Below are 4,667 nucleotides of genomic sequence, written 5' to 3'. Positions count from 1 at the left end.
GCCGTGTCTGAGCACTGTATAGGCCCAAGACAGCTCCTCTTTCTTGCATGCCTGCTTGATCAATACCTGCCCCATTTCCTGGATCTCTTTGCCCACTGTTTGAGCAAGGGTCATGGGCGTCAAGTCATTCTGGGTCCAGTGCGTACCATCAAAGTGGATGAAGCCACCTAACTCAGGGACGAACTTCAGGTTATGCCCGTGCATCTGCACAAACCGTTCGGCGTTGGCCGAATCGTTGAGCTCGTTTTCAAAGATGGCAGTACGTGGCATGACCTTGACGACTTCCGGCAGCTGATCATCGTCCTGGACGGCTTCGGCTTCGGCTTCGGCTTCGGCTTCGGCTTCGGCCACAGGCTCAACCAGGGTAAATGCTGCCACCAGCTCGGCCAGGGGCAACGGGTTGTCGCCATGCAGGTATTCATCGATGTCCTTCACACTTTCCGGCAGCTTGACTTGGGTCAGCTTGAGACCGAGTTGGGCCACCTTGGAGCGGTACTTGTCACCCGCCTCGTCGGTGTCGAAGAAGGTCACGACATCACGGTCAGCCAGCTCACGCTTCAGCCACTCCAGCTGGGTCTGTGACAGCGTGCCAATGGTAGCCAGCACAGGGCCCGGCCAACCGGCATCTACCAGTGACAGTCGGTCATTCTCCCCCTCTACCAAGGCGACAGGGCCAGGGGAATTCAGGCTATCTTCCCCGTAGAACTGCACCCCGTTAAGCCAGCAGGCGCTCGGCAGTTGGTATTGGTGCTGCTTGCTCGGGTCTTTGAAGGTGAAGCGACTGACTTGTCCGTTGCGGTCGAAGTGCGGGAACACATAGACACCATGCGGGAAGAAGTCACGCAGGAGGTCTGGGCTCTCCTGGCTGGCCTTGACCAGACCGGAGGCCAGTCGCTCCTCTTGGCTGAACCCGGCATCCTTCAGTGCCTTGTTCAGGCCACCGGAGAAGCCGATATCCAGCCCCACCAGCACCTCCTCTGAGTGGCCACGCAACTCCATCAGTTCGTCTACATCCAGACGGGACTGATAGTGACTAGCTGCGAGATTGAAGAGTTCTTGCAGACGAGCAGGTGGGGCCGTGTAGATCGGCTGCTCCAGCTTCACCACTTTGCGAACGGTTGGGGTGACTGACAGCTCGCCCAGCAGAAGCAAGCGGGCGGCATCGTAGGCGTTACGAGCCAGACCGGTCTTGACGATAAACTCGAACACGTCCCCTCTCTCCTCACAGCTAAAGCAGTGGAAGTGATTGTCGTCAGGGTCAGGATAGAGGGTGAAGCAGTCGTTATGGCCACACAGTGGGCAACTGGCATCATCCAGTCGATAGGCGTTGGAGCCGACTTTCTTGACGTCTTGCCCGGTCAGGGCCGAGACGACATCCACAATGGAGAACTGCTCTTTGATGGCAGCAAAGTCGATAGTCAAGGAGTGGCCTGCATCGGCCAGGGCATATTCAAGGTCAAATTGAGTGGATTGAGACATGATGTCTCTCCTCTTAGATGACCGCTGCTGTGGAACTAAAATCAGGTTGAGTGTGTTCCAAGCGGCGGTAATCAGGTCGGGTAATTGGCGCCCCCCGAGGGCTTATGGCGTGAGCCAAGGTGCGATGTGCGGGGGCGTCTGCCCGCCGACAACCCCGACTATACGGATCGGCAGAAGCAATACAACCCCTCTTTTTTCCTCCCCAAGGTCTCATTTCGAGTTTTCGTTGTGAACAACGCAAAATCCACGATCAAAGATTTTTTCATGTGATCTCGATAGTGGGATCAAGTTCACAATATTGTTGATTCCCTTGTCGGCTCCACGGACGGGACGCCCCCATCAGCAGGCCAAAATCGATCCGCTTGAAAATGCGACATGTACGTTCATTCAGGGAGTTAAGTGCAACCTATATCACCCCCATGGATGACTTCCCGTGGTAGAATCCGTGCCATTTCGTCTGTCTCAGACCGCAAGGCGGTCCCACGGGGTTTCCATGACTACCAATATCTCATCCCTTGCCAACGTTATCTGGTCGGTGGCTGACCTCCTGCGAGGTGATTTCAAGCAATCCCAGTATGGCCGCATCATTCTGCCGTTCACCGTGTTACGGCGTCTTGAGTGCGTGCAGGCCCCGACCCGTGACAAGGTGCTGGCCACCGCCGAGAGCACCAAGGCGCTGCCCGAGCTGGCCCGCCATAAGCTGCTGCTCAATGCCGCCGGGCAGAGCTTCTACAACACCGCCAAGCTCACGCTCGACAATCTCGGCGAGAAGCAGATCGGTGACAACCTGGATGCCTATGTGCGGGGCTTTTCACGTGAGGCGTTCGAGGTGTTCGAGCACTTCAACTTCGCCGCCAGCATCGATCTGCTGGAAGATGCCGACCTGCTCTACAAGGTGGTTCGCAACTTCGCCAACGTCGATCTCTCTCCCGAAACTGTCGACAACTACCACATGGGTCTGGTGTTCGAGGAGCTGATCCGCAAATTTGCCGAAAGCTCTAACGAGACCGCCGGTGAGCACTTCACCCCCCGTGACATCGTGAGGCTCACCACCTCTCTGGTATTTGCCGCCGATGACGAGGCCCTGACGACGGCAGGGGTGGTGCGGACCATCTATGATCCCACCGCCGGCACCGGCGGCTTCCTCTCCTGCGGCATGGAGTACCTGCACGAGCTGAACCCGGCCGCTCGTCTGGCCACCTTCGGGCAGGAGCTCAACCCCGAGTCCTTTGCCATCTGTAAGGCCGACATGCTGATCAAGGGGCAGGACATCAGCAACATCAAGCTCGGCAACACTCTCTCTGACGACCAGTTGCCGCTGGATAAGTTCGATTACTGCCTCTCCAACCCGCCATTCGGGGTGGACTGGAAGAAGGTCGAGAAGCAAGTCCGGGACGAACACCTGCTAAAGGGCCACAGCGGCCGCTTTGGGGCTGGATTGCCCCGTGTCTCTGACGGTTCGCTGCTGTTCCTGCAACATCTGATCGCCAAGATGAAGCCGGAAGGTTCCCGGATCGGCATCATCCTCAACGGCTCCCCGCTCTTTACCGGTGGGGCAGGTAGCGGCGAGAGCGAGATCCGCCGCTATATCCTCGAGCACGACCTGCTCGATACCTTGGTGGCCTTGCCCACCGACATGTTCTACAACACCGGCATCGCCACCTATATCTGGGTGCTGTCAAACCACAAACCGGCGGAGCGTAGGGGCAAGGTGCTGCTCATTAACGCCAGCGACATGCACAACCCAATGCGAAAATCCTTGGGCTCCAAGCGTAAGCAATTAAGCGACGAGGCCATTGAGCAAATCGTCCGCCTCGCCAGCCGTTATGAAGAAGGGCCCATCGCCAAGATCTTCCCCACCACCGCCTTCGGTTACCGACGCATCACGGTGGAGCGGCCGCTGAAACTTGCATTCTACCCGCAGGATGCCGAGCGTCTCGCCAGCCTCACTGCCGACAAGGGCTGGGCCAAGCTCGATGGCACCCTGCAGTCTGCCATTCTCACTGCCTTGGGCCAGTTCGCTGAGGCCAAGTTGCTCTCTCGCGACAAATTCAAAAAGCAGCTGACCAAGCTGCTGGGTGAAGTCAAGCTGCCTGCCCCGGCCTTTAAGCTGCTGGTGAGCCATCTGGCTGAGCAGGACGATGCCGCTGAAGTGTGTAAAACCAAGGGCGAGCCGGAAGCCAACTCCGATCTGCGGGATAACGAAAATGTGCCGCTGGGGGAAGACATTCATGAATATCTGAAGCGTGAGGTGCTGCCCCATGTGCCGGATGCCTGGATTGACTTAAGCAAGACCGATCCGCTTGATGGTCAGGTGGGCATCGTCGGTTATGAGATCCCCTTTAACCGCCACTTCTACCAGTACCAGCCGCCCCGCGAGCTGGCAGCGATCGATGCCGATCTCGATGCGGTCGCCAAGGAGATTATGCAACTGTTGGCAGAGGTGCATTCATGAGCGAAGCAGTGACTACCCGACAGCAAGAACTGGCAGGCCAGTATCGCCCCTATCCGGAATATAAGGATTCAGGAGTGGTGTGGTTGGGCGAGATGCCTTCTACTTGGGTTTTAGCTAAAACAGCACGTTATTTTAAAATTGCCATGGGGCAGACGATTTTAAAGGAGCAGCTAGAGGATGACGGGGAGTGGCCAGTGTATTCGGCCACTGAGGGTGATCACTATTTCGGTAGAGTAAACAATCCTCAGGTGAGGCTTGGTTGTGGTGATTTAGTCATACCAGCTCGCGGTAATTCAATTGGCTTTGTGAAGTTAGTCAAAGAACAGGTTACAACAACTCAGACAACGATATATTGTAAGCATCTAACACAAAAAATATATCCAGAGTACGCTTACTATTTTACGGTTGGCCAAAAGAAAAATTTGTTCTGGTTCACCCAAACTGCGATACCTCAGATCACAGTTGAGGAAATAGGTAGCAATCCGATATTGCTTCCTTCGTTCGAAGAACAACGCACCATAGCCGCCTTTCTCGACTACGAAACCGCTCGTATCGATCGGCTGATTGCCCAGCAGCAGCGGCTGATCGAACTGCTGAAAGAGAAGCGGCAGGCGGTGATCTCCCTCGCTGTCACCAAGGGCCTCAACCCCAACGCGCCCATGAAAGACTCCGGCGTCGAGTGGCTTGGACAAGTACCGGAGCATTGGGATGTGCCAGCGATTAAGTATATAGT

3 protein-coding genes are annotated in these 4,667 nt (G+C 56.2%); 2 read left to right on the top strand and 1 reads right to left on the bottom strand.

The features are described 5' to 3' along the window. On the bottom strand, window positions 1-1,479 hold a 1,479-nt coding region (locus tag CAK78_RS09225; RefSeq protein WP_176452732.1), incomplete at its 3' end, for a toprim domain-containing protein. Window positions 1,480-1,972: 493 nt separating this feature from the next. Between CAK78_RS09225 and CAK78_RS09220 the strand changes: the two genes are divergently transcribed. After that, on the top strand, window positions 1,973-3,934 hold the full coding sequence (locus CAK78_RS09220) for a type I restriction-modification system subunit M (RefSeq protein ID WP_094697081.1): 1,962 nt from the start codon (window positions 1,973-1,975) through the stop codon (window positions 3,932-3,934). Beyond that, window positions 3,931-4,667 (top strand): restriction endonuclease subunit S (locus tag CAK78_RS09215; protein ID WP_176452731.1); only part of this gene is annotated, 737 nt, incomplete at its 3' end. The genes CAK78_RS09220 and CAK78_RS09215, both read left to right, overlap by 4 nt.

It is taken from the genome of Aeromonas sp. A35_P (genome assembly GCF_002259925.1).
Taxonomy (GTDB): Bacteria; Pseudomonadota; Gammaproteobacteria; order Enterobacterales; family Aeromonadaceae; genus Aeromonas; species Aeromonas dhakensis.
The sequence above is the reverse complement of the archived record's forward strand: the minus strand, read 5'-3'. Positions and strand labels throughout refer to the sequence as shown.

Bases quoted from the DNA above. Each gene is read 5' to 3' on its own strand.
- CAK78_RS09220 (WP_094697081.1), top strand. From the start codon at position 1,973: ATGACTACCAATATCTCATCCCTTGCCAACGTTATCTGGTCGGTGGCT.